The following is a 20,366-nucleotide window of genomic DNA, read 5'->3' as shown; positions in this document are numbered from 1 at the left end:
TTGGGAAGGCCGTCCCCGTTTTTTTAGTCTCCGATCCATCGATCCACATGAAGCACTCCAAGACACTCTGCACCGCGTTGCTGTTCGCCTCCGCCGTTGCCGCCTTCGGGCAGGCCGCCTCCGCACAGACCGCCCCGAGCGGCGGCAAGCCGCCGTACACCGTCGTCGACGGCAACAAGGTCGACCCGAACACATTGCAGGGCTTCAGGACCTGGCGTTCTGCCGCCTGCGACCGCTGCCACGGCGCGAACCAGGAGGGGCTGGTCGGCCCGTCGCTGGTCAACAGCCTGAAGACGCTGTCGAAGGAAGAATTCGTCAAGACCGTGACGAACGGTCGACCCAACACGCAGATGATCGCGTTCTCGGGCAACGCCGAGGTGATGAAGAACCTCGACCAGCTCTACGCGTACCTGAAAGGCCGTTCCGACGGGGCCATCACGAAAGCCCGCGTCGAGGCGATGCCATGAGTCGTGGCTGGCGGCTGTCGGCGGCCTGCGCGCTCGTGTCGCTCGCCGCCGGCGTCGCGGCGCAAGACAGCGCCGCGCCGAAGCGCACCGAGCTGCGCGTCTGCCAGGATCCGAACAACCTGCCGTTCTCGAACACCAAGGGCGAAGGCATCGAGAACCGCATCGCCGAGGTCTTCGGCAAGGCGCTGAACCTGCCGGTCACCTACTACTCGTTCCCGCAGCGTCTCGCGTTCATCCGCAACACGCTGCGCTACAAGCTGCCGGGGCAGGACTACCCCTGCGACATCGTGATCGGCGTGCCGGTGGGCTTCGAGGAAGGCGTCTCGGTCACGAAGCCGTACTACCGCTCGACCTACACGCTGGTGTTCCCGAAAGGCAAGGGCCTGGACAACGTCGCCACGGTCGAGCAGTTTCTCGCGCTCGAGCCGGCCAAGCTGCGTTCGCTGCGCATCGGGTTGTACGACCGATCGCCGGCCTCCGAGTGGCTGTCGCGCCACCAGCTGCTCGACAGCGGGGTGCCCTACCCGATCAGGAACCCGAACCCGGAGCAATACCCGGGCGAGATCATCGAGAAGGATCTCGCCAGCGGCAAGCTCGATGCCGCGATCGTCTGGGGCCCGATCGCCGGCTATTTCGCGCAGCGCGTGAAGACGCCGCAGCTGGTCGTGCTGCCGCTCAAGTCCGAGCCCGGCATCAAGCTCGACTACCAGATGGCGATGGGCGTGCGCTTCGGCGAGCGCGAGTGGAAGCAGCAAGTTGAAGGCCTGATCGAGGCGCGCCGGACCGAGATCCAGGCGATCCTGAAGGAATACGGCGTACCGGTGGTCGATGCTTCGTATGAGGCGCCGAAGAACTGATCGTGCGCAACTCGCCGTCGGTTCGTTGCACGCGAGGCCCGAGGCCTGCCAGCACGGTCAGGCCGTTGCTCGTCGCAGCGCTGCTGGGCTGGTGCTCGTCGGGATCGGCGGTGCCCGGGCTCGACCCCGGCACGATGGTCAAGCTCTCGGCCAGCGTGTTGAAGGTCGAGGCGATCCGCGCGCGCGGCGGCTACTCGCTGGGCTCCGGCGTCATCGTCGGCCCGGACCGCGTCGCGACGAATTGCCACGTGACCCGCGACGCGCGCGAGATCGCGGTGCTGCAGGGTGGCCTGCGCCTGCCGGCGAGTTCGCAAGACGTCGATGCGTACCATGACCTGTGCGTGCTGCACGTGCCTGGCATCGACGGCGACAGGGCGGTGCGCTTCGGGCCGCCCGACCAGCTCGCGGTCGGCCAGGCCGTCATCGGCATCGGGCACACCGCCGGCGCGCTGCAGGGCAGCGTCGGCAAGGTGCTCGCGTTGCACCGCATGGACGGCGGCCGCGTGATCCAGAGCTCCAACTATTTCAATTCGGGGGCCAGCGGCGGGGCGTTGTTCGACGACGCCTTCCGCCTGGTCGGCATCCTGACTTTCCGCCTGCGCGGCGGCGCGCTGCACTATTTCGCGGTGCCGGCCGAATGGCTTGCAAGGCCGTTCGACGACAACCAGCGCGGGCACGCGATCGGCCAGCCGGCAGCGCGCGCGCAACTCGCCTTCTGGGAGCAGCCGCTCGGTGGGCAACCGCTGTTCCTGCGCGCGGCCGTGCTCGAGAACGAGGGCGACTGGCGCGCACTGCGCGCGCTCGCCGCCGCCTGGACACTCCATGACGCCGACGATTCCGAACCCTGGTACCTGCTCGGCCTGGCGCTGGCCCGGCAGGGCCAGCCTGTCGAGGCGCGCCGCGCGCTCGAATGCGCGCTCGCGATCGCGCCCGGGCTCGAAAGCGCCCGCACCGAACTCGAACGCCTCGCGCCGCGGCAGACGGCACCCGCCGACGCAGCGGTTGCCGTTGCGCCCTGCCATCCCTGACCCTCCCCCGACCCCCATCGCGATGATCCTCTCCCCGACCCCGCACCGCTTCGCAGCCACGCTGCTCGCCGCGATCCTCGTCCTGCCGACGACGCCGCTGCGCGCCGAAGAGCCGCCGAAGAACTTCTCGGCCGCCGAACGCGCGTTGTTCATGACCGACCAGTTCACGAAACTGCGCCCGCCGCTGACGCTGCGCTACCAGTTCCATCGCGGCGGCAGCCTCGAGCCCGGCTTCGACGACAAGGTGTCGATCGCGCTGAAGGCGCAGAGCAGCGGTCGCTGCTGCGACGCGACCGGCGAGTTCCTCAGCGGCGAGCGCAAGGTCGAACTGCCGCCGGTCGAAGCCGCCAGCGGCAACCCCGTCACGCTGTTCTTCCTGGAGCGCGATGTGCGCGAGATGGAGCGGCTGACGAAGGGCAAGTCGGCCTACTTCCGCAAGCGCATCCGGATGGCGATCTTCGAGGGCGCGCAGCAACGTGCCGTGACGCTGCGCTACCGCGGCAAGGCGGCCGCCGGCCAGGAGTTCACGATCACGCCCTACGTCGACGACCCGAACCGTCCGCGCTTCGAGCAGCTCGCGAACAAGCGCTACGTGTTCACGCTGTCGGAGGCCGTCCCGGGCGGCGTGTACGCGATCCGCGCGCTCGTCGCCGACGACGCCAACGGCCCGCAGGCGCCGCCGCTGCTCACCGAGGAGCTGCTGCTCGAAGGCGGCGAGGCCGCCGCGAAAAAGGCCGGTTCGTGACGCGGCCGCCCCGCCGCGCGCACCGAAGACCCAGACCCTTCTGCCCAGGACACCACGCCATGAATCCTTCCATCGTTCGTTCATCGATGCTGAGCGCGGCCGTGCTCGCGGCACTGCTGCTCGGCAGCGGCGCGGCGCGCGCCAACGACTTCCCGACCTCGGCGCGGGTGCTGTACGTCGAGGAGTGCATCCGCGCGAACCCCGGGCCGTACTTCGAGATGGTCAACAAGTGCTCGTGCGCGGTCGATGCGTTCGCCGCCGAGGTCAAGTACGACGAGTACACGACGATGCAGACGATCAGCAACGGCATGTCGATCGGCGGCGAGCGCGGCAATGCGATCCGCGACACGCCCACGCTGCAGCCCGAGCTGAAGAAGTACCGCGAGCTGCAGGCCAAGGTCAAGAAGGGCTGCTTCATCAACGACGCGAAGTAGCGGCGCCTGCCCGGCTGCGCCCACTGCCCGACGATCATGCCGCCGACGATCATTCGACGCGCCGCCGCGCTGCTGTTCGCCGCCCTGCTCCGTGTCGGCGCGGCGGCACAGGGCGGCGCCGACGCCGCGCCGCTCGAGGCGACCGAGGTCGCACCCGGCGTCCACGTGCACGCCGGCCGGCTCGAGGACTGGTTGCCCGGCAACGGCGGCGATGTCGCGAACCTCGGCTTCGTCGTCGGCAGCCGCTGCGTCGCGGTGATCGACACCGGCGGCACGCCGCAGCTCGGCCTGCGCTGGCGCGCAGCGATCGAGCGCGCGACAAGCCTGCCGATCTGCTATGTGTTCGACACCCACGCGCATCCGGACCACGTGCTCGGCAACGCGGCCTTCACCGGGCCGGGCACCCGCTTCGTCGCGAGCGCGAAGTTCAACGCCGCGATGGCCGCGCGCGAGCCGTACTACCTGCGGGCGCTGGAACGCGACTTCGGGCTCCGCGTCGCGCATGAATCGATCGTCTACCCGACAGTCGCCGTGGCGGGGACGCGCGAGTTCGACCTTGGCGGCCGCGTGCTCGTCGCGCAATCCTGGCCGACCGCACACACCGACAACGACCTGACCGTCTACGACCCCGCAACGCGCACGCTGTTCGCGTCCGACCTGCTGTTCGTGCAGCACATCCCGGTCGTCGACGGCAAGCTGCGCGGCTGGCTCGCCTTGATGCCGGAACTGGCCCGCATCGACGCCGCGCTGATCGTGCCCGGCCATGGCCCGACCCGCCGTGGCGGATCGGCCGCATGGGCACCGCAACAGGAGTATCTTGGAGCGCTGCTGCGCGAGACCCGCGCCGCCGTCAAGTCCGGCAAGACGCTGTCCCAGGCGGTCGACAGCGTCGGTGCCGAGGCGGCCTCGGGCTGGCAGCTCGCCGAACGTTTTCACCGCCGCAACGTCACTGCAGCGTTTGCAGAGCTGGAGTGGGAAGAATAGAGCGTGAGAGGCCATCCCTTGCACCCGCGTGAGGCTCCAAAACGGGCCCAATCTAGGCGTGAAGCGGAGCCGGGGTCGGGCCCCGGCGAGCATTTGCAACGACGAGTGGGCCCGTTTTGGAGCCTCACCCTGCGGGCCGGGGCGGCCAAGGGCGCTGGGGGGCGTTGCGCCGCTTGCCCAGGCGGGAACCCTGGGCTGCGCGACGCGCCTACCCCAGCGCCCTTGGCCACCCCGGCGCGGGTGCAAGGGATGGCCTCTCACGCTCTGGAGGTGCCGCGATGACACACCACAAGATCGCCAGGCGCGAAGTCACGGCCGCGGGTGCCGCACTGATCGCATCGTTTGCACTGGGCGGGGCGCGCGTCGCGCGTGCCGAGATCAAGTCCGGCGACAACCCCGAGGCGAGCGAGATCTGGCACAAGGTGCGGGCCAGCCTGTTCGAGACGCGGCCGATCGCCAACGTCGGCGACGACGTGCTCGTGCTCGACGCGCCGGTGCGCGCCGAAGACGCCGCGGTCGTGCCGATCGCGATGCGGGCGCGGCTGCCGCACACGGCGGCGAGCTTTGTTGCGAAGCTCTACCTGATCATCGACAACAACCCGTCGCCGATCTCGGCGATCTTCTCGTTCACGCCACAAAGCGGCCGCGCCGACATCGAGACCCGCGTGCGCGTCGACGAGTACAGCTTCGTGCGCGCGATCGCCGAGACCAGCGACGGCCGCCTGCTGATGCGCACGCGTTTCGTCAAGGCTTCGGGGGGGTGCTCGGCGCCGCCGGGCAAGGACCCGCAGGCCGCGCTCGCCTCGCTCGGCAAGATCAGGTTGCGTGTCGACGGCGATGTCGTGATGAACCGGCCGACGCTCGCGCAGCTGATGATCAGCCACCCGAACGACTCGGGCATGGTGATGGACCAGTTGACTCGCCAGTACACGCCGCGCCGCTTCGTGCGCAGCGTCAACGTCGCCTACGCCGGACAGCCGGTGCTGGTGGCCGATCTCGACTTCTCGATCAGCGAGAACCCGAACCTGCGCTTCTTCTTCGTGCCGCGCGCCCCGGGCCGGCTCACCGCCGAGGTCGTCGACAGCAACCAGGCGGCATGGAAGAGCGCCCTTGACGTCGCGCCGAGCGTTTGACCGGATGCACGCGTCGCTGCACCATGCTGCACGCTGCGCGGCGCTCGCCACGCTGCTGGCCGCGGCGCTGCCCAGCGGCGCCGCGCCGTTCGCCTACATCACGAACCAGGGCAGCCACGATGTCTCGGTGATCGACCTGGCGCTGCAGAAGGTCGTCGCCACCGTGCCCGTCGGGCGCTCGCCCGCCGGCGTCGTCGCGGCGAGCGCCACCGGCAAGGTCTACGTCTCGAACCCCGACAGCCGGACGATCTCCGTCATCGACATGACCACCCAGCGCGTCGTGAACACCCTGCCGGCCGGTGCCGGGCCGGTCGGGATCGACGCCACACCCGATGGCACCCGCCTGTTCGTCGCCGACTGGTACACGAACCGCGTGCTGATGTTCGATACCGCCGCCGCCGGCGCGCCGGCATCGATCGCGGTCGGCCGCGCGCCGGCCGGCGTCGCGGTCGATGCGACCGGCGCGACCGTCTACGTCGCCGAGCGCGACGACGACAGCGTCGCCGCGATCGACGTCGCGACGCGGCGCGTGCGCGGCCGGGTGGCGGTCGGCACGCACCCGTTCGCGCTGCTCGCCGATGCGCGGCGCCACCGGCTCTACGCGCTGAACGTGCTGAGCAACGACGTCTCGGTGATCGACACGCGCCGGCTCGAAGTGATCGCCACGGTCCCGGTCGGCAGGGCGCCGTACGGCGCGGCGCTGGCGCGCGACGGCGCGCTGCTGTACGTGACCAACCAGCACGACGACAGCGTCAGCGTGATCGACGCCGAGCGCCTGCAGACCGTGCGCACGCTGCCCGGCTTCGGCTACCCCGAGGGCGTGGCCGCGCACGCTGACCGCGTCTACGTCGTCAACTGGATGGACGACGACGTCAGCGTGCTCGACGCCGCGAGCGGCCGCAGCCTCGCGCGCATCGCGACCGGCAAGAACAGCCGCGGTTTCGGCGCCTTCATCGGCGCGCCCGTTTCCCCTTGATCCAGAGATTCGTCAACCACCCACCGGAGCCCTTTTCATGTTCGATCGATTCGCCATCCGCCGGCTGTCACCGGCGCTCGTGCTCGCGCTGCTCGGCGCGGCCGCCGTGCCGGCCGGCGCCCATGGTCCGACGCGCCAGAAGGTCGTCGAGACCGTCAAGATCGCCGCACCGCCGGCGGCCGTGTGGGCCCGGATCAAGAACTTCGACGCGCTGAAGGACTGGCACCCCGCCGTCCAGTCGAGCCCGGCCGACAAGGGCAACACCGAAGGCTCCGAACGCACGGTCGGCCTGAAAGGCGGCGGCACGCTGCACGAGACACTGGAGCGCTACGACGACGCGACGATGCGCTACAGCTACCGCATGAAGGACGGCGGCGCGCTGCCGGTCACGAACTACACCTCGACGATCAGCGTCGTCGGCGAAGGCAACACCTCGACCGTCGAGTGGCGCGGCGCGTTCTATCGCGGTTTCCCGAACAACGATCCGCCGCCCGACAAGAACGACGAGGCCGCGGTGAAGGCGATCACCGGCGTGTACCAGAGCGGGCTGGCGAACCTGAAGAAGCTCGTCGAGGGGCAATAGCGGTCGGCCCGATGCGTGAGCCCGTGCATGTCGCGATCCGCTGGCTCTGCGCCGCCGTGCTCGCGTGCGCGACGCTCGCGGCCCAGGCCGGCGGCGAACCGGCCGGCGTGCCGATCGAACTTGCCGCCGGCGTCTACATGGTGCCCGGCAGCGGCGGCGAGCCCGGTGCGGCGAACCTGGGGCGGGTCGGCAACGCGGGCTTCGTCATCGGCCGCACCGGGGTCCTCGCGATCGACACCGGCACCTCGTACCTGCACGGTCGCGCGCTGCTGGCCGCGATCCGCGGCGTGACCGACAAGCCGGTGCGGCTCGCGATCGTCACGCACACGCGCCAGGAGTTCCTGTTCGGTGCCGCGGCGTTCCGCGAGCAGGGCATCCCGATCGCGATGCAGCGGGCCGCGGCGACGCTGATGGCCGCGCGCTGCGAGACCTGCCTGAAGACGCTGCGCGCGACACTCGGCGACGACGCGATGCGCGGCACGACGCTGTTCACGCCCGACATCGCGTTCAACGACCCGCTCGAGCTCGACGCGGCCGCGCTGATCGGCCGGCCGATCCAGCTGCTGTACTTCGGCCACTCGAGTGGCCCCGGCGACATCGCCGTCTACGACCCGCGCACCGGCACGCTGTTCGCCGGCGGGCTGCTCGATGCGCAGCGCATCCCCGATGTGTTCGACAGCGACCTGGCCGCCTGGCACGCGGCGCTGCGCTCGCTGCAGGCGCTGCCGCTCGAGGCGATCGTGCCCGGTCACGGGCCGTCCGGCTCGAAGCGCCTCGTCACGCAGGTCGAGCGCTACCTCGATCAGCTGAGCGCGCGCGCACGTGCGCTGCTGCAGGCCGGCGCGCCGCTCAGCGAGGTGCCCGATTCGACCGCGCTGCCCGACTTCGCGTCGTGGGATCAGTACGACACGGTGCACCGCCGCAACGCCGCGCTCGTCTACCTGCGCTACGAGCGCGAGCAACTCGTCAACAGCCCTGCCGGAGTGCCCCGACCATGAGCCCGAACCCCATCGCATCGCGGCTGCGCCGCCACCTCGTGCTCGGCGCCGGCGCGCTGCCGTTGACGTTCGCGCCAGCGGCGCGCGCCGCGATCGGCGGCCTGCCCAGCAACACCGGCCACGCCGATGTCTCGCCCGAATGGGAGCTGCTGCGCGGCAGGCTCTTCGGCACGCGGCCGATCGATGCCGGCTCGGGCCGCGTCGTGCAGCTGATCGCGCCGCTGCGTGCGGCCTATGGCGCATCGGTGCCGGTGAAGATCGTCTCGCGCCTGGCGCAGACGCCGGCGCTCTACGTGCGGCGCCTGCACCTGCTGGTCGACAAGAACCCGTCGCCGCTGGCCGCGACGCTCGAGCTGACGCCCGAGGTCGGCCAGGCCGATTTCGAGACCCGCCTGCGCGTCGACGAATACAGCCACGTGCGCGTCGTCAGCGAACTCTCGAACGGCGAACTGCACATGGACTCGCGCTACGTCAAGACCTCCGGCGGCTGCTCGGCGCCGCCGAACCGCGACTCGCCGGAGCTGATCGGCAAGACGATCTTCAAGCTGCCAGCGCCGCCGACGTTCGAGGCCGCGACGACGGCCGACCTGACGGTCATCCACCCGAACGACACCGGCTTCGAGCTGAACAACGTGACGGTGATGTACATCCCGTCGTACTTCGTCCGCACGATCGCGGTCAGCTACGCGGGCCGAAAGATTTTCGACGCCGACCTCGACTTCTCGATCAGCGAGAACCCGACCTGGCGCTTCAACTTCGTCCCGCATGCGCCCGGCGAGTTGCGCGCCGAGGTTGAGGATTCGAAGGAGCGCCACTACACCGGGTCGCTGCGGATCGGATGATGACGATGCCGCTGCGTCTGCGCCGCGCACTCGTCGGCATCATCGTCGCCGGCGCGCTGGCCCTGATCGGGACGGTGGCGAACGCGGTCGGCATCCCACCTGCCTACACGCCGCTGGTCGTCGAACCCTTGATCGCCGCGGGCCGCTCCGAATTCGACCTCGGGCCGGCACTGGCGCGCGCGAAGCGCGAGAACAAGCGGCTCTACGTCTACCTCGGCGCGAGCGACTGCCCATACTGCCGGCGCTACGAGAACTTCCTCGGCAGCAACGCCGGCGAGCTGGTGCCGCACTTCGGGCCCTGGATCGTCGTCGACCTGCGCAGCACGCTGGCGACGACGGCGGATCGGCTCTTCATCAAGGTCGGCGACAAGTCGCTGAACTACATCGAGTTCCAGCGCTCGATCGGCGATCAGCGCACGCGCATGCTGGTCTACCCGAGCGTGTGGCTGTTCGATGCGCAGCTCAAGCCGCTGATGCAGATGCCCGCGGGCACCGGCACCTTCGAGACCGTCGACGAGCAGCTCGAGATCCTGAACCTCGTGCAGTAGCGGTGCGCTAGGACGGCTGCGTCGCGCTGAGTCGGCGTGAATTCTTCGGGTCGCGGAACACCAGCGGATGCTCGGTCGGCACGCCGGCGCCGGCGACGCCGGCCTCGGCGCGCTCGACGGCCTCGACGACGAGCCCGTGATGCGGGCTCTTCACGCACACCGGGTCGGCCACGGTCGGGTCGTGCGCGATCAGGTAGGCCTGGCAACGGCAGCCGCCGAGGTCTTCCTCGCGGTGCTCGCAGCTCGAGCACGGCTCCTTCATCCAGCCGGTGCCGCGATAGCGGTTGAAGCCCTCGGAGTCGAACCAGATGTCGCGCACCGAATGCTCGCGCACGTTCGGGAACGTCAGACCGGGCAGCATCTTCGCGGTGTGGCAAGGCAGCGCGGTGCCGTCGGGCGTGACGGTCAGGAACATGCTGCCCCAGCCGTTCACGCACTTCTTCGCCTTGCCCTCGTGGTAGTCGGGCGCGACGAAGAAGATGCGCATGCGCTCGCCGAGCTTCGCGCGCCAGACGTCGGCCACCGCCTCGGCATGCTGCAGCTGCGCGCGTGTCGGCAGCAACGCATCGCGGTTCTGGAACGCCCACGAGTAGTACTGCGTGTTCGCGAGTTCGAGGTACTCGGCGCCGAACTCGGCCGCCATCGCGATGATGCGGTCGATGTGGTCGATGTTGAGCCGGTGCAGCACGACGTTCATCACCATCGGCCAGCCCTGGTCCTTGATGATCTGCGCGACCCGGTTCTTCAGCTCGAAGGTCTTGGTGTGCGAGAGAAAGTCGTTCATCTCGCGCGTCGAATCCTGGAACGAGAGCTGGACGTGGTCGAGCCCGGCGGCTTTCAACGCGCGCGCGCGCTCGGCGGTCAGGCCGACGCCGGAGGTCAGCAGGTTCGTGTAGTAGCCCAGGCGCCGTGCCTCGGCGACGATCTCCTCGAGGTCGTCGCGCAGCAGCGGCTCGCCGCCCGACAGGCCGCATTGCACGGCGCCGAGTTCGCGCCCCTCGCGCAGCACGCGCAGCCAGTCGGCGGTCGAGAGCTCGTCGGTCTGGTTCGCGAAATCGATCGGGTTGTAGCAGAACACACAGTGCAGCGGACAGCGGTAGGTCAGCTCGGCGAGCAGCCACAGCGGCGGGCCCGGCCTGGATGCCACGGAGGCGTTCATGCCGCTCACTCCCAGACCAGCCAGCGCTGCCGACCGGCGATCTCGACGAACGACAGCACTTCCGGCTCGAGGCCCGAGGCGTTGAACGCGGTCTCGAGTTCGCCGACGATCGCCTCGACGCTGCGTGCGCCGTCGCAGCGCTTCATGATCTCGCCGGCGCTGCCGTTGAGCTTGACCATGCCTTCGGGATAGAGCAGCACGTGGCAGTCCTGCGCCGGCTCCCATTGCAGGCGGAAGCCCGCGCCGATGCGCGGGCGGATCGATGTCGCGAGCGCGGTGGTCATGCCGACGTCACTCCGTACTTCAACGCGATCGCGTCGTTCATCGTCCACAGGATGTCGAGCTTGAACTGCAGCACCTCGAGCGCGCGCTCCTGCGCCGCGCGGCTCGTGAAGTGCGCGAGCGTGACCGCGAGGCCCTGCTCGACATCGCGCCGCGCCTGGCTGACGCGGCTGCGGAAGTAGTGCAGGCCCTCGGGCTCGATCCACGGGTAGTGTTCGGGCCAGGTCGCGAGGCGCTGCTTGTGGATCTCGGGCGCGAACAGTTCGGTCAGCGACGAGCACACCGCCTCCTGCCACGGCGCACGGCGCGCGAAGTTCACGTAGGCGTCGACCGCGAAACGCACGCCGGGGGTCACGTGGCGCAGGTCGACGACCTCGTCCCGGGTCAGGCCCACCGCTTCGGCCAGTCGCAGCCAGGCCTCGATGCCGCCCGCGTCGCGCACGCCGCCCAGCTCGAAGCCGTCGTGATCGAGGATGCGCTGCACCCAGCCGCGCCGCACCGCGGGGTCCGGGCAGTTCGAGAGCACGGCCGCGTCCTTGATCGGGATCGCGATCTGGTAGTAGTAGCGGTTTGCGACCCAGCCGCGCACCTGCTCGCGGCTCGCCTTGCCGCCGTTGAGCATCACGTTGTACGGGTGGTGGATGTGGTAGGCGCGACCGCGCTCGCGCAGCTTCGCCTCGAACTCGACGGCGTTCCACGCGGGGGCGTCGGCGGGTGCCGGCTCGCGGCGCGCCTGGAGGATTTCGGGTTTCATCGTCAGATCGGGATCAGCATGCCGTCCTCGCAGACCTCGATGCGCGCGCGGTCCAGCGCAGCGCGTTCGTCGGAATCTTCGTCGAGGATCGGGTTCGTGTTGTTGATGTGGATCAGGCAGCGCCGGGTGCGTGCCGGCAGCTGGCCGAGCCACTCGATCATGCCGCCCGGGCCGGACTGCGGCAGGTGGCCGATGTCGCGCGCCGTCTTGCGGCTCAACCCGAGGCGCGGCATCTCGTCGTCGGTCCAGAAGGTGCCATCGACCAGCACCGCGTCGGCACCGGCCATCGCGTCGAAGACCGGTGGCGTGATCGCGCCGAGGCCGGGCGCATAGAACACGCTCGCGCCGCTCGTCGCGTCGGTGATCAGCATGCCGATGTTGTCGCCGTCGACCGGCTGCTCGCGGTGCGGCGAATACGGCGCCGGCTTGCTCGACAGCGGCAGTGCGCGAAAGCTCAAGCCCTCGACGCCGGGAACGCGGAACGGCGTGCCGTCGAGTTCGATGCGATGCCGCTCGACGCCGCAGTAGTGGCCGAGCACGCGCAGGATCGGGTTGCCCTGGCTCAGGTCTTCGGCGACCGGGTCGGTGCACCAAAGCGGCAGCTTCGAATTGCGCTCGCGCAGCATGAACAGGCCGGTGGCGTGGTCGACCTGGCCGTCCATCAGCACGACGCCGGCGATCGCGGTGTCGCGCAGCGCGCGGGCCGGTTGCAGCTCGGGGCGTGCGCGGATCTGCTCGAGGATGTCGGGCGAGGCGTTGAACAGAACGCCGTCGGTCGCATCGTCGGGGCGCACGAAGATCGACGACTGGGTGCGCGGCTTGCAGCGCACGCTGCCCGATCGCACGCCGGCACAGTTGCGGCAGTTGCAGTTCCACTGCGGGAAGCCGCCGCCGGCGGCCGAGCCGAGCACGGTGATGCGCATGAGCGTGCGAAGGAATTCGTTGGGGGAAAGCAAAGGAGGCGCCGGCGCCACGCGCGAGCGCAGCGTCGGCGCCGTGGTCGTTCAGCGAGCGCTGACGTACATCGTGATCTCGAAGCCGAAGCGCAGATCACAGGCGGTCGGTGTGGTCCATTGCATAGAAAGTCTCCTGAGGTGAATGACACGCAGGCCGATCGGCTTGCGCAGGGACACGCAGCTGCATCCCGCAACGCATGGTCTCGCGCGGCGGGCGCGTCGACCAGTCGCGCCACCATGATTCGAGCCTCATGATTTTCATGAATCGGACCGCGGGTCAGCCCCTTTCGGCCGGCGCGGTGGGGCCGGCTCGCTACCATCGGCGCGTGCACTGCCCTCCACTCCCGAACCGCGTGCCGGCGCCCGCGCCCGCAGCATGACCTTGCGCCTGAAGATCAACCTGATCGTCGGTGCGCTGACGATCCTGTTCGTCGCGGCCGTGCTCGCGCTGCAGCTGCGCAGCATGCGCGAGTCGGTGCACGAGGAGGTGGTCGCGGCGAACCGCGTCGCAACGCAGCTGCTGCAGCGCAACGCCTGGCTCTATGCCGCGCAGGGCACGCCGGCGATGCTCGCTTACCTGCAGGGCATCGGCCGCGTGCGCTCGAACGACATCGTGCTGTACGACGAGCAGGGCCAGGAGCTGTACCGCTCGCCGCCCTCGGCGTACAAGGCCGGGCGCGACGCGCCAGCGTGGTTCGAGCGGCTGATCGCACCCGAGCCCTCGGTGCAATCGATTGAGTTTCCCGGCGGCAAGCTGGTGACGCAATCGAACGCCTCGCGTGCGGCCGTCGATGCCTGGGACTACCTGCTCGTGCTCGCCTCGGGCGCGGCGGTGCTGCTGCTCGCGGTCAACGCGCTGGTGTTCTGGCTGGTCGGGCGCACGGTACGGCCGTTCGGCCGCATCGTCGGCGCGCTCGAGGCGCTCGAGGCCGGGCGCTTCGACGCCGCGCTGCCGCCGCTGCCCGGCACCGAGGCGGCGCTGATCGGCGCGGCCTTCAACCGGATGGTCGGCCGCTTGCGCCAGAACATCGAGACCGAGCGCCGCGCCGCGCTCGCCGAGGCGCGCCTGTCGGACAACCGCGAGCTGACGCGCTGGATCGATCGCCAGCTCGAACAGGAGCGGCGCCTGATCGCGCGCGAGCTGCACGACGAGCTCGGCCAGTCGGTGACCGCGATGCACAGCATGGCGGTCTCGATCGCGCAGCGCGTGCGCGGGCTCGACGCGCAGGCCGAGCAGGCGGCGCGGCTGATCGCCGACGAATCCACGCGCCTGTACGAGGCGATGCACGGCATCATCCCGCGGCTCGCGCCGCTGATGCTCGACACCTTCGGCCTCGCCGACGCGCTCGCCGACCTGGTCGAGCGCACGCGGCGCAGCCAGCCCGAGGTGGCGATCGAGCTGCGGGTCGAGCTCGGCGATGCCCGGCTCGGCGCCGACGCCGCGCTGGCGCTCTACCGCGGCGCGCAGGAGGGCATGACCAACGCGCTGCGCCACGGGCACGCGACGCAGATCCGCGTCGAGCTGCGGCGCGATGCCGACGCGGCCGTGCTCGCCGTCAGCGATGACGGCTGCGGCCTGCCGGCCGAGTCGCCGCCCGCCAGCGGACACCACGGCCTGCGCTGGCTCGCCGAGCGCGTCGAGGGCCTGGGCGGGAGCTTCCGCCTCGACGCCCGCGCGCCGCACGGCGTGAGCCTGCAGGTGCGACTGCCGCTCGAGGCCGTCGCACCGGCAGCGCCGGCCGAGGTGCGCGCCGCATGATCCGCGTGATGCTCGTCGACGACCATGCGCTTGTGCGCATGGGCTTTCGCATGCTGCTCGCCGACGCGCAGGTCGAGGTCGTCGCGGAGGCCGACACCGGCGAACAGGCCTGCGCCGACTACGCCCGCGTGCGGCCCGACGTGGTCGTGATGGACCTGTCGATGCCCGGCATGGGCGGGCTCGAGGCGGTGCGGCGCCTGCTCGCGCAGGACCCGAAGGCGCGCGTGCTCGCGCTCTCGGCGCACGAAGACACCGCCCATCCGCGGCGCGTGCTGCGCGCCGGCGCGCTCGGCTACCTCGCCAAGCGCAGTGCGCCCGAGGCGCTGATTGCCGCGGTGACCGCGGTTGCCGCGAACCGGCCGTATGTCGATGCGCATACCGCGCAGGCGCTCGCGGTCGCCGGCGTGCGCGGCGAGACGAGCCCGGCCGATGCGCTCAGCGAACGCGAGTTCTCGGTGTTCGTGCAACTGGCGCGCGGCCTGAGCGTCGCGCAGATCGCCGAGAACCTGAAGCTCTCGCCGAGCACCGTCGGCACCCACCTGTTCCATGTCAAGCAGAAGCTCGGCGCCAGCAACCAGTCGGAACTGACGTTGGTCGCGCTGCATTGGGGCTTGATCGAGGCCTGATTCCTGACCCGCTCGGCCTTCCGAATACGGGTTAACCCGTATTTCTGGCATGATTGTTGCACTGCACCAATCAGCGGCCGGCCTCTCGTGCCGCAGGAGCGTTCGAGATGCGCCGGTGGATCCTCTCACTCACTCTGCTGCTCGCCGGCCCCGTGGCCCACGGCGATGACGGCATCCTCGGCGTGTTGGCGCGCTCGCAGCTGGCACGACTGGATCGTGCGCCGGTCGCCGAGCCGGGCAGTGCGCGTGCGCGAACGGTGCGCACCAGTTTCGAGACGCTGGCGCGCGCGCTGCAGATCGGGCACCCGATCGAGCTGCGCGTGATCCAGGGCGAGACGGTCGCCGAGACGCTGCAGGGCCGCATCGTGCTGGCCAACGAATCGCTGGCCGACCTGAGCGAGGGCGAGCGCCTTTTCATCCTCGCGCACGAACTCGGCCACATCGAGTTGCGGCACTGGGAACAGACCGAGCGCCTGTACCAGAAATGGGTGCCGGGCGTCGTGACGCCGCAGCAGACCGAGCCGGTCGCCGCGCTGCTCGGGCGCGATGCATCGAGTCTCGCGTACCGGCAGGAACTCGAGGCCGATGCCTACGGCGCGCATGCCCTGCGGCTGCTCGGCCACCCGTCGCAGGATGCGGTGACGGCCTTCATGCACCTGGGCGTGAACCCGGACACGCCGACCCATCCGGGCACGCGCAAGCGGCTCGCATCGCTGCGAACCGTGCAGGCTTCAGAGGGGATCGATCAGGCGACGACGCGGAACGAGCTCATCGACTCGGTGAGCCGCCCCGACTGACCCTTCAGCGACTGCGCGGCCGCCGCGAGCTGCTCGACGAGCGCGGCGTTCTGCTGCGTCATCGTGTCGATCTGCGCGATCGCCTGGTGCACCTGGTCGATGCCGCTGCTTTGCGACTGGCCGGCGTCGGCGATGTCGGTGATCAGGCGCGACACGCGATTCACGCTGTCGAGAATCTCCTGCATCGTGCGGCCGGCGTCGTCGACGAGCCGCGAGCCGGCCTCGACCTTCTGCGCCGAGTCGCCGATCAAGGTCTTGATCTCGCGCGCCGCGGTCGAGCTGCGCTGCGCCAGGCCGCGCACCTCGGAGGCGACGACCGCGAAGCCGCGGCCGTGCTCGCCGGCGCGTGCCGCCTCGACGGCGGCGTTCAGCGCCAGGATGTTGGTCTGGAACGCGATCCCGTCGATCACGCCGATGATCTCGCCGATCTTCGTGGCGCTGCCGTTGATCTCGCCCATGCGCTGGATCACGTCGCGCATCGTGCGCTCGCCGCGCGCCGCGACCTCGCTGGACTGCGTGACGACGCTGCGCGCCTCGTTCGTGCTGCGCGCATTGCTCTGCACCGTGCTCGCGAGCTGCTCCATCGAGCTGGCGGTCTGCTGCAGTGCGCTGGCCTGGTTCTCGGTGCGGGTCGAAAGGTCGAGGTTGCCGCTGGCGATCTCTTCGGAGGCGGTGTTGACACCCTCCACGGTCTGGCGCACATCCAGCACCATCGTGCGCAGCTTCTTGCGCATCGAGTTGAGTTCGGCGCGCAGCCACGAGACCTCGTCCTTGCCGGGCGACTCGATCTTGGTCTCGAGGTCACCGCCGGCGATGCGGATCACGCACTGCACGGTCGATTCGACCGAGTCCTTGATGCTGCTGCGGATCGCCCAGGCGGCGATCAGCGCGAACACGCAGGCGCCGACCGTCGCGGCGCCCAGGCTCCACGCCGCGGCACTGGCGGCACTCGCCGACACACCCCCTTCCAGCGCCCACACGCCGGCGCCGCCGATGCCGGCGATGCATGCCGCGGTGCAGCCGAAACCTATCGTCACCCGGCGCACCAGGCTCACTTTGCGTATCCAGTTCACTTCATGTCTCCGATCAAACGAGCCCGCCGCGTACGACCGGCGTTCAGCCTAGAACCAGGATGGAACCCCCACGCAAACTTCGTTTGCTGCCCCCGAGGGGGCGCCTCAGTCCCTTCGGGCGGCCGGGCGGCACTGAGAGGGATATCGGAGCGCGCATCGGCGACCTGAATGCTCATTTCGGTCGGCGCATGCGAAAACTTCCCGGTAGCGGGACGCGGCGTCAGGCCACCGGCTCGAAGATCGGCCAGCCTGCAGTCAGCGCGTGCCGGCGCAGCGCCGCGTCCGGGCGCACCGCGACCGGGTGCGAGACGGCCCGCAGCAGCGGCAGGTCGCTCGTCGAGTCCGAGTAGAACCAGCTTTGCTCGAACGCGCCGAGGTCGACCGGGCCGCCCGGCGCCTGCTGCGCCAGCCACTGGCGCACGCGCGTCACCTTGTGCTCGCGGAAGCACGGCAGACCCTCGATCGCGCCGGTCAGCATGCCGCCGGGGGTGCCGTCGGCGGTCGCGGCCTCGGTTGCGACGACGTGCGGCACGCCGAACAGGCGCGCACACGGCTCGGCGATGAAACGGGTCGTCGCCGTGACGATCGCGCACAGGTCACCGGCGTCGAGGTGGCGTTGCACGAGTTCGCGCGTGTCTGCAGGCACGCGTGCACGCAGCGCGACCTCGAACTCGCGCGCCCACTGCGCCAGCTCGGCGCGCGGCACGCTCGCGAGCGGCGCGACGCTGGCGAAGTGCATCGCGTGGATGTCGAGCGTGCCGGCGACGTACTGCTTGCAATAGTCGAGATAGGTCGCGTCGGCCGAGGCCGGCAGCACGCCGCGTTCGACGAGGAAATGCGTCCAGGCCATCCCGCTGTCGAACGGGATCAGCGTGTGGTCGAGGTCGAACAGTGCAAGCTTCATGCGCGCGCCGGCTGCGGCAGCGTGGCGAGTTCGGCGACCAACGCACCGCGCAGCGCGTTGCAGACGACGAGGCCCGCGGCGCGCGCGAGCTCGGCGCGCGTCAGGCTGCGCTCCTGCGCGCCCCAGGCCGGATCGGCCAGCAGCACGCCGCGCATCACGCCGGGCAAGGCACCGTCGGACAGCGGCGGCGTCCACCAGCGGCCGTCCAGGCGCACGAAGACGTTGCTGCGGCCGCCCTCGACGAGCCGCCCCGCGGCGTCGAAGAACAGGGTGTCGAACGCGCCCGCGCTCTCGGCCGCGCGCACGCCGGCGTCGTAATGGCGGCGCAGCGTGGTCTTGTGGGCGGCCAGGGGTCGGTCCTCGGGCAAGGGCTCGGGGCCGAGCAGCAGCCGGACCGGCCCTTCGGCCAACGACGCGAGCGGCGCGTGCGTCAGGTCGAGCCGCCCGTCGTGCGCGAGCGCGAGGCGCAGCCTTGTCACGACCGCGGTCGCGTCGCGGGCGAACGCATCCAGCGCGGCCCGCACCGCGTCGGCGTCGAGCTCGAAGCCGAGCGCCTGCGCGCTGCCTGCGAGCCGCGCGAGGTGGCGATCGAGGTGGCGCACACCCTGCCCCGGCTCCCAGCGCATCGTCTCGAAGAGTTCGAAACCCGGGTCGAGGCCGGTCAGGAAGCGTGCCTTCAGCCGGCATTCGTCGAACTCGTCGTCGGCGCGGCTGTCGATCACGATGCCGGCGCCGATGCCGATGCGCAGCGGGCGCAGCCCGCGCGCCGCGGCGCCGAGCGTCAGCGTGCGAATCGCCACCGACAGGCAGAAGTCGCCGATGCGGGCCGCGCCGGACGGTGCATCGACCCAGCCGATCGCACCGCAGTACAAGCCGCGCGGCGTGCTCTCGAGGCCGGCGATCAGCTCCATCGTGTGGTGCTTCGGCGCGCCGGTGATCGAGCCGCACGGGAACACCGCGCGCAGCAGCTCCGGCATGCCGACCTCGGCGCGGATCTGCGCCGTCACGGTCGAGGTCATCTGGAACAGCGTCGTGTACGGCTCGATCGCGAACAGTGCCGGCACCCGCACCGAGCCGGTCTGCGCGAGCCGCCCCAGGTCATTGCGCAGCAGGTCGACGATCATCAGGTTCTCGGCGCGGTTCTTGATGTCGATCGCGAGCAGGCGCGCCGATTCGCTGTCGCTCTCGGGCGCAGCGACGCGCGCCGCGGTGCCTTTCATCGGCCGCGCGGTCAGCAGCCCGGCCTCGTGGCGCAGGAACAGCTCCGGCGACAGCGACAGCACATGCGTCACGGGCCCGCTGCCGTCCGGCAGCGCGATGAACGCCGCATACGCAACCGGCTGACGCGCACGCAAACGGCGGTACAGCGCCAGCGGCGAGCCGTAGGCGGCGCCGTCGAGGCGGTAGGTGTAGTTGACCTGGTAGGTCTCGCCGGCGCGGATCGCCTCGTGGATCGCCTCGATCGCGTGCGTGAATTCAGGGCGGTCGACGCTCGGCTGCAGGTTCATCACGCCAGCCGGCGTGTCGGCATCCGACGGGTCGCGCTCGGCCAGCCACGCATCGACCTCGTCGCGCGCCAGGCGCCTGCAGGTGCGGAACATCAGCACCCGCAGCACCGATGCGTCACCCGGCTTCGCCCCGGCCTTCAGCAGCTTCGTGCCCCACTCGTAGTCGGCCAGCAGCACCGCGTGCAGGCCGGCGCGCTGGTCGGCATCGACCTGCGTCCACACCGCATCGAGCTGCGCCGGATCGACGCAGCGGTGTTCGCGCTCGAAGCCTTCGTACAAGCGGCTGCTCGGCCGCGCGCGCGTGGCGTCGCGGTCGTCGAGCAGCGCAACGCAGCCCATGATCAGTTCACTCGATGGCGAAGCGCCCGTGCGCCCTCTGCGCCACTGCGGTGAATGTACCGGCCTTCATTTCACGACCAATCGTCCATGTCGTGCTTGATCGTGTGCCGGTTCGCGATCAGCTCGTCGATCGACGGCTCGTTGTTCAGCGCGCGGCGGATCGCGAGCATCGTCGCCTCGTGGTTGGTGCGGTACATGTCCTTCTTGTCGAGGTTCGGATCCTTCGCGCAGCGCGGGTCGATCCAGACCAGGCTGATGATGCACAGCTCGTTGGCGATCGACCTCGGGATGATCCCTTCGATCAGGCAGTCGACGACTGCGTCGGCGGTCGCGCTCTGCACGACGCCGCCGAACAGGTCGATGTTGGCGGCGTCTTTCAGCGTGACCTTGGGCACGACGATGGTCGGCGGCCGCACCAGCTGGTTGCAGGCTCGGATCGCGAACATCGCGGTGTGGCCCTTGCTCTGCGCCATCATGTTCGCGAAGGCCTGCCCGACCGGGCCGCTGCTGCGGCCGATCAGGATCTCGGGCATCGCATCGGTGAACTGGCCGTCGCGCGCCAGCACGGTCGCCTCGCCGGCGTGGAAGAGGTAGTCGTTGCTCATCGTGGGTCT

Annotated in this window: 24 protein-coding genes; 15 read left to right on the top strand and 9 right to left on the bottom strand. The window is 70.2% G+C overall.

Annotated features, from left to right (window positions below; all coding sequences use genetic code 11):
* Positions 1-47 precede the first annotated feature (47 nt).
* The 12 genes from AC1DTW_RS14060 (at position 48) to AC1DTW_RS14005 (ending at position 9,595) form a co-directional block, all read left to right on the top strand.
* Positions 48-467 carry a c-type cytochrome gene (locus tag AC1DTW_RS14060; RefSeq protein ID WP_477981786.1) on the top strand — a complete coding sequence of 140 codons (420 nt, stop codon included), beginning with the start codon at positions 48-50 and terminating at the stop codon, positions 465-467.
* Positions 464-1,324 (top strand): quinoprotein dehydrogenase-associated putative ABC transporter substrate-binding protein, encoded by an 861-nt coding sequence (locus tag AC1DTW_RS14055; RefSeq protein ID WP_477981785.1) that lies wholly within the window; start codon positions 464-466, stop codon positions 1,322-1,324. Before AC1DTW_RS14060 ends, AC1DTW_RS14055 begins: the two co-directional genes overlap by 4 nt.
* A 65-nt stretch (positions 1,325-1,389) precedes the next feature.
* Entirely contained in the window at positions 1,390-2,352 is a 963-nt protein-coding gene (locus AC1DTW_RS14050; protein ID WP_477981784.1) for a S1C family serine protease, read from the top strand.
* A gap of 22 nt (positions 2,353-2,374) precedes the next feature.
* A complete protein-coding gene (locus AC1DTW_RS14045) occupies positions 2,375-3,097 on the top strand; it encodes a hypothetical protein (RefSeq protein WP_477981782.1) in 723 nt (240 codons plus the stop codon).
* Between the two features lie 86 nt (positions 3,098-3,183).
* On the top strand, positions 3,184-3,531 hold the full coding sequence (locus AC1DTW_RS14040) for a hypothetical protein (RefSeq protein ID WP_477981902.1): 348 nt from the start codon (positions 3,184-3,186) through the stop codon (positions 3,529-3,531).
* A gap of 36 nt (positions 3,532-3,567) precedes the next feature.
* Positions 3,568-4,515 (top strand): quinoprotein relay system zinc metallohydrolase 2, encoded by a 948-nt coding sequence (locus tag AC1DTW_RS14035; RefSeq protein WP_477981781.1) that lies wholly within the window; start codon positions 3,568-3,570, stop codon positions 4,513-4,515.
* Positions 4,516-4,793: 278 nt separating this feature from the next.
* Positions 4,794-5,648 (top strand): quinoprotein dehydrogenase-associated SoxYZ-like carrier, encoded by an 855-nt coding sequence (locus AC1DTW_RS14030; RefSeq protein ID WP_477981780.1) that lies wholly within the window; start codon positions 4,794-4,796, stop codon positions 5,646-5,648.
* A gap of 4 nt (positions 5,649-5,652) precedes the next feature.
* A complete protein-coding gene (locus tag AC1DTW_RS14025) occupies positions 5,653-6,624 on the top strand; it encodes a YVTN family beta-propeller repeat protein (protein ID WP_477981779.1) in 972 nt (323 codons plus the stop codon).
* A gap of 37 nt (positions 6,625-6,661) precedes the next feature.
* Positions 6,662-7,207, top strand: coding sequence for an SRPBCC family protein (locus AC1DTW_RS14020; protein WP_477981778.1), 546 nt, complete (start codon positions 6,662-6,664; stop codon positions 7,205-7,207).
* Positions 7,208-7,218: 11 nt separating this feature from the next.
* On the top strand, positions 7,219-8,205 hold the full coding sequence (locus AC1DTW_RS14015; protein ID WP_477981776.1) for an MBL fold metallo-hydrolase: 987 nt from the start codon (positions 7,219-7,221) through the stop codon (positions 8,203-8,205).
* Positions 8,202-9,047, top strand: a complete 846-nt coding sequence (locus tag AC1DTW_RS14010) for a quinoprotein dehydrogenase-associated SoxYZ-like carrier (RefSeq protein WP_477981775.1) — start codon at positions 8,202-8,204, stop codon at positions 9,045-9,047. The genes AC1DTW_RS14015 and AC1DTW_RS14010 overlap by 4 nt, the downstream gene beginning before the upstream one ends.
* A 5-nt stretch (positions 9,048-9,052) precedes the next feature.
* Complete coding sequence (locus tag AC1DTW_RS14005; protein ID WP_477981774.1) at positions 9,053-9,595, top strand: thioredoxin domain-containing protein; 543 nt, start codon at positions 9,053-9,055, stop codon at positions 9,593-9,595.
* A 7-nt stretch (positions 9,596-9,602) separates the two neighbouring features.
* On the opposite strand, the gene pqqE is transcribed toward AC1DTW_RS14005, so the two are convergent.
* The 5 genes from pqqE to pqqA all read right to left on the bottom strand — a co-directional run bounded on the left by pqqE (position 9,603) and on the right by pqqA (position 12,869).
* Entirely contained in the window at positions 9,603-10,754 is a 1,152-nt protein-coding gene (gene pqqE / locus AC1DTW_RS14000) for a pyrroloquinoline quinone biosynthesis protein PqqE (protein ID WP_477981773.1), read from the bottom strand.
* Positions 10,755-10,759: 5 nt separating this feature from the next.
* Entirely contained in the window at positions 10,760-11,038 is a 279-nt protein-coding gene (gene pqqD / locus AC1DTW_RS13995) for a pyrroloquinoline quinone biosynthesis peptide chaperone PqqD (protein WP_477981772.1), read from the bottom strand.
* Complete coding sequence (gene pqqC, locus AC1DTW_RS13990; RefSeq protein ID WP_477981771.1) at positions 11,035-11,790, bottom strand: pyrroloquinoline-quinone synthase PqqC; 756 nt, start codon at positions 11,788-11,790, stop codon at positions 11,035-11,037. Before pqqC ends, pqqD begins: the two co-directional genes overlap by 4 nt.
* 2 nt (positions 11,791-11,792) lie before the next feature.
* Positions 11,793-12,713 (bottom strand): pyrroloquinoline quinone biosynthesis protein PqqB, encoded by a 921-nt coding sequence (gene pqqB / locus AC1DTW_RS13985; RefSeq protein ID WP_477981770.1) that lies wholly within the window; start codon positions 12,711-12,713, stop codon positions 11,793-11,795.
* 81 nt (positions 12,714-12,794) lie between these two features.
* A complete protein-coding gene (gene pqqA, locus AC1DTW_RS13980) occupies positions 12,795-12,869 on the bottom strand; it encodes a pyrroloquinoline quinone precursor peptide PqqA (protein ID WP_477981900.1) in 75 nt (24 codons plus the stop codon).
* 253 nt (positions 12,870-13,122) lie between these two features.
* Between pqqA and AC1DTW_RS13975 the strand changes: the two genes are divergently transcribed.
* From AC1DTW_RS13975 to AC1DTW_RS13965, 3 genes are all read left to right on the top strand, one after another.
* Entirely contained in the window at positions 13,123-14,505 is a 1,383-nt protein-coding gene (locus tag AC1DTW_RS13975; protein ID WP_477981769.1) for a HAMP domain-containing protein, read from the top strand.
* Positions 14,502-15,131 (top strand): response regulator, encoded by a 630-nt coding sequence (locus AC1DTW_RS13970; RefSeq protein WP_477981768.1) that lies wholly within the window; start codon positions 14,502-14,504, stop codon positions 15,129-15,131. Before AC1DTW_RS13975 ends, AC1DTW_RS13970 begins: the two co-directional genes overlap by 4 nt.
* 107 nt (positions 15,132-15,238) lie before the next feature.
* Positions 15,239-15,928, top strand: a complete 690-nt coding sequence (locus AC1DTW_RS13965) for a M48 family metalloprotease (RefSeq protein WP_477981767.1) — start codon at positions 15,239-15,241, stop codon at positions 15,926-15,928.
* On the opposite strand, the gene AC1DTW_RS13960 is transcribed toward AC1DTW_RS13965, so the two are convergent.
* From AC1DTW_RS13960 to fae, 4 genes are all read right to left on the bottom strand, one after another.
* Positions 15,877-17,001 carry a methyl-accepting chemotaxis protein gene (locus AC1DTW_RS13960; protein WP_477981766.1) on the bottom strand — a complete coding sequence of 375 codons (1,125 nt, stop codon included), beginning with the start codon at positions 16,999-17,001 and terminating at the stop codon, positions 15,877-15,879. The genes AC1DTW_RS13965 and AC1DTW_RS13960 overlap by 52 nt on opposite strands.
* Before the next feature lie 220 nt (positions 17,002-17,221).
* A complete protein-coding gene (locus AC1DTW_RS13955; protein ID WP_477981765.1) occupies positions 17,222-17,905 on the bottom strand; it encodes an HAD family hydrolase in 684 nt (227 codons plus the stop codon).
* Positions 17,902-19,752: an aminodeoxychorismate synthase component I gene (gene pabB, locus AC1DTW_RS13950; RefSeq protein ID WP_477981764.1), complete on the bottom strand. Its 1,851-nt coding sequence runs from the start codon at positions 19,750-19,752 to the stop codon at positions 17,902-17,904. The genes AC1DTW_RS13955 and pabB overlap by 4 nt, the downstream gene beginning before the upstream one ends.
* 71 nt (positions 19,753-19,823) lie before the next feature.
* Positions 19,824-20,357, bottom strand: coding sequence for a formaldehyde-activating enzyme (gene fae / locus AC1DTW_RS13945; RefSeq protein WP_477981763.1), 534 nt, complete (start codon positions 20,355-20,357; stop codon positions 19,824-19,826).
* Positions 20,358-20,366 lie beyond the last annotated feature (9 nt).

It is taken from the genome of Rhizobacter sp. P5_A1 (assembly GCF_056400745.1).
The sequence above is the reverse complement of the archived record's forward strand: the minus strand, read 5'-3'. Positions and strand labels throughout refer to the sequence as shown.

Excerpts from the sequence above, each read along its gene's own strand:
- AC1DTW_RS14060 (WP_477981786.1), top strand. The coding sequence starts at position 48 with ATGAAGCACTCCAAGACACTCTGCACCGCGTTGCTGTTCGCCTCCGCC.
- AC1DTW_RS14055 (WP_477981785.1), top strand. The coding sequence starts at position 464 with ATGAGTCGTGGCTGGCGGCTGTCGGCGGCCTGCGCGCTCGTGTCGCTC.
- AC1DTW_RS14045 (WP_477981782.1), top strand. The coding sequence starts at position 2,375 with ATGATCCTCTCCCCGACCCCGCACCGCTTCGCAGCCACGCTGCTCGCC.
- AC1DTW_RS14040 (WP_477981902.1), top strand. The coding sequence starts at position 3,184 with ATGCTGAGCGCGGCCGTGCTCGCGGCACTGCTGCTCGGCAGCGGCGCG.
- AC1DTW_RS14035 (WP_477981781.1), top strand. The coding sequence starts at position 3,568 with ATGCCGCCGACGATCATTCGACGCGCCGCCGCGCTGCTGTTCGCCGCC.
- AC1DTW_RS14030 (WP_477981780.1), top strand. The coding sequence starts at position 4,794 with ATGACACACCACAAGATCGCCAGGCGCGAAGTCACGGCCGCGGGTGCC.
- AC1DTW_RS14025 (WP_477981779.1), top strand. The coding sequence starts at position 5,653 with ATGCACGCGTCGCTGCACCATGCTGCACGCTGCGCGGCGCTCGCCACG.
- AC1DTW_RS14020 (WP_477981778.1), top strand. The coding sequence starts at position 6,662 with ATGTTCGATCGATTCGCCATCCGCCGGCTGTCACCGGCGCTCGTGCTC.
- AC1DTW_RS14015 (WP_477981776.1), top strand. The coding sequence starts at position 7,219 with ATGCGTGAGCCCGTGCATGTCGCGATCCGCTGGCTCTGCGCCGCCGTG.
- AC1DTW_RS14010 (WP_477981775.1), top strand. The coding sequence starts at position 8,202 with ATGAGCCCGAACCCCATCGCATCGCGGCTGCGCCGCCACCTCGTGCTC.
- AC1DTW_RS14005 (WP_477981774.1), top strand. The coding sequence starts at position 9,053 with ATGCCGCTGCGTCTGCGCCGCGCACTCGTCGGCATCATCGTCGCCGGC.
- pqqE (WP_477981773.1), bottom strand. The coding sequence starts at position 10,754 with ATGAACGCCTCCGTGGCATCCAGGCCGGGCCCGCCGCTGTGGCTGCTC.
- pqqD (WP_477981772.1), bottom strand. The coding sequence starts at position 11,038 with ATGACCACCGCGCTCGCGACATCGATCCGCCCGCGCATCGGCGCGGGC.
- pqqC (WP_477981771.1), bottom strand. The coding sequence starts at position 11,790 with ATGAAACCCGAAATCCTCCAGGCGCGCCGCGAGCCGGCACCCGCCGAC.
- pqqB (WP_477981770.1), bottom strand. The coding sequence starts at position 12,713 with ATGCGCATCACCGTGCTCGGCTCGGCCGCCGGCGGCGGCTTCCCGCAG.
- AC1DTW_RS13975 (WP_477981769.1), top strand. The coding sequence starts at position 13,123 with ATGACCTTGCGCCTGAAGATCAACCTGATCGTCGGTGCGCTGACGATC.
- AC1DTW_RS13970 (WP_477981768.1), top strand. The coding sequence starts at position 14,502 with ATGATCCGCGTGATGCTCGTCGACGACCATGCGCTTGTGCGCATGGGC.
- AC1DTW_RS13965 (WP_477981767.1), top strand. The coding sequence starts at position 15,239 with ATGCGCCGGTGGATCCTCTCACTCACTCTGCTGCTCGCCGGCCCCGTG.
- AC1DTW_RS13955 (WP_477981765.1), bottom strand. The coding sequence starts at position 17,905 with ATGAAGCTTGCACTGTTCGACCTCGACCACACGCTGATCCCGTTCGAC.
- pabB (WP_477981764.1), bottom strand. The coding sequence starts at position 19,752 with ATGGGCTGCGTTGCGCTGCTCGACGACCGCGACGCCACGCGCGCGCGG.
- fae (WP_477981763.1), bottom strand. The coding sequence starts at position 20,357 with ATGAGCAACGACTACCTCTTCCACGCCGGCGAGGCGACCGTGCTGGCG.